Genomic DNA, 2,538 nt, shown 5'->3' with positions numbered 1-2,538 from the left:
ATAAGCACCAGACCGCTCCACTTGATGAAGGACACAAGCATATCTATCCTGTCGGCGGAGACTATCTCCTTTTTCAGCTCGGTCATCATCTGCGGTTCGTGGCCAGCACCCGTGAACAATGAGCTTGAAGCGAGGGAAGTCTCGGGGCGTGTCATGGTGATGCGTCGCTTCATGGTGTCCGCATTATTCTGCATATTGGCAACCGCAAGGAGCTGTTCTGCACGCTGGTCAACGCTCAGACCGTCGAACTCCTCGTCACCCGTAAGCTCCGTTACTGCCGAAACTATTTTGTTGGCAAGTCCAAGCTGACCTTCGATATCATCACCTGCAAGCCGTGAGAGTCCCTTCTCAATGACCTCAGAGAGATACCCTGCCAGCACCTGCGGAGCCTCTGCTTTGTCGATATTGCGTTTGTCGATAAGCTGTGCGGAATCATCTATTTTATCCGATAGTTCTTTGTTTATGACTTGTTCGTACAGTCCTGGTCTGAGCATTGAGGACACCTCCTAAATTTATTTCAGTATTTCACTTCTGCAGACATCGAAAACCATTTATTTTTTATCCGTATGAAAATAAACATCAGCCAGGATAATAGCTGTTTCTTCAGTTCCTTCGGTATCTTCCTTATCCTTCCAGGCACAAATAAAGCGGATAACTGCATCATATGGCTGATAACCTGACTCAATGAGCTTCTTGATATCCTCGTTGCACTTTTTGGAGAACTGAAGGACAGGCTGTAATTTATCGCCTGCCTTGATAAAGAGTCTGCAGCCTCTTACTGCAAGATGCATACCGCTTTTCAGACGAATTATTGTATCTTTTTTGTCCTTGAAGAAACCAAGATAAACATCTCTGTGAGAAAGCTGCAATATAAGCTCAGAAGGCTTCGGGTAGGTACGCAGATCAACTTCATCAGTAGTAGCGTATTCAGCAAATCGGTCAAATGCATCGCCGAAGTAATGGATATGAAGCAGTTCCTTTGCTCTTGTCATAGCGACATAGAGCTTTCTTTTTTCTTCGTCAGTATCCATGCTGACATTACTGAGCAGCATATAAACGTTGTCAAACTCTCTGCCCTTGGACTTGTGCATAGTCGAGATAGTAATAATGCCCTTATCGTTAGTATAGAAATCCTCTATCTTTGATTCATGCAGGAACATTTCAAGATCAGTGCGATATTTCTTCTCATTGGTCTCTTCAAATGTGGTCAGAATATTCATGATAACCGGCATACAGCTGCTGCCCTGATACCGGTTTTGTAATGCTTCAACGGCATTGTTCCACTGCTCATTGCTGATAACTGGCGATGAGTTTTCGATGTTCAACTTTTTCAGGAAATAGCGTATCTCGGCTATATCATACATATCAAAACCGTCAATGGATTGTATAAGTTTCGCAGGAATGTTATTCTGCTTTAGTACGCCGAGAACGAGCAGTGCTTCACTATTGGTATTAGTCAGTATACAGGTCGTTCCTTTGGCATTGACAGACAGAACATCTTCAACCAGCGCCGTTTCCATGTTAGCGCCGCTGTGCTTTATTAGCTTGACCTGTCCTTCACTTTCTTTGACTGCTGCGATATCCTCAGTTTTCATTCTCTCGGAAATGGTTTTTACAAACTGATTTGCAAAAGAAACAATGCTCTGACAGCTTCTGTAATTGTCGATAAGGGAATACTGTTTTGCATCATGCTCTGTTATGAATGATCTCAGATACTTCGAATCAGAGCCGCGGAATTGATAGATATTCTGATCATCATCGCCGACAGCGATAACACGCATATCTTCGTTGCGGGACATCAGCACATAAACAAGCTGATATTCGTAGAAATCCATATCCTGAGCTTCATCAATAACAAGCACCGACTTTGTTGTTCTGCTTGCATCAATATCATCTCCGCAGAGAAGCTGTACCGCATCCTTTACAACATTTTCCGATTCATTTATGTTACCTATCTTTCCGAGAAGGTCAAAGCAGTAGGAATGGAATGTCTTTATCTCTATGAAATTGGCAGCGTTTCCGATGAGCTCACGAAGCCTCTGCTTGAATTCAATTGCAGCGGCTCTCGAAAATGTCAGCATAAGAAGCTGTTCATGTTTCACGTCTTCAAGCAGGAGAAGTGATGCCAGCTTATGCACAAGCACTCTTGTTTTTCCGCTTCCGGGGCCTGCTGATACAACGATATATTTTGAACTGTCATCGTTTATGATCTCAAGCTGACGCTCAGATAGCGTATCAAAAAGCTGTCTGTATTTTTCCGGCGTGATGTTGCGTTCAATCTGGGCGGCACGTTCGCCTGAGAAATACTGAGACAGGAATTTCTTATAGTCCATCTGGAAATAGTCGTTGACAAACTGCAATGCTTCATTATAATCACGCACCATCATATTTGCATACTCGCCGACTATATGTATCTGCTGTATCTTCTGCTGATAGAACTCGTTCAGCTGTTTATAGTCCTCCTGCTTATACTTGATCCTGTTGTCAAGCTCCAGCCTTTGTATACGCATTCCACTGTATCCTACACTGAAACCGCCC

At 43.6% G+C, this 2,538-nt stretch carries 1 protein-coding gene and 1 pseudogene; both read right to left on the bottom strand.

Going from position 1 to position 2,538, the window contains the following annotated elements:
* Positions 1-494: pseudogene (locus K6G33_RS00425) on the bottom strand (NgoFVII family restriction endonuclease); the annotation flags it as partial.
* 57 nt (positions 495-551) lie between these two features.
* Positions 552-2,538 (bottom strand): ATP-dependent helicase (locus K6G33_RS00420; protein ID WP_296775030.1); only part of this gene is annotated, 1,987 nt, incomplete at its 5' end.

The organism is Ruminococcus sp., assembly GCF_024691275.1.
Classification (GTDB): Bacteria; Bacillota; Clostridia; order Oscillospirales; family Ruminococcaceae; genus Ruminococcus.
This window is presented reverse-complemented; position numbering and strand designations above follow the sequence as displayed.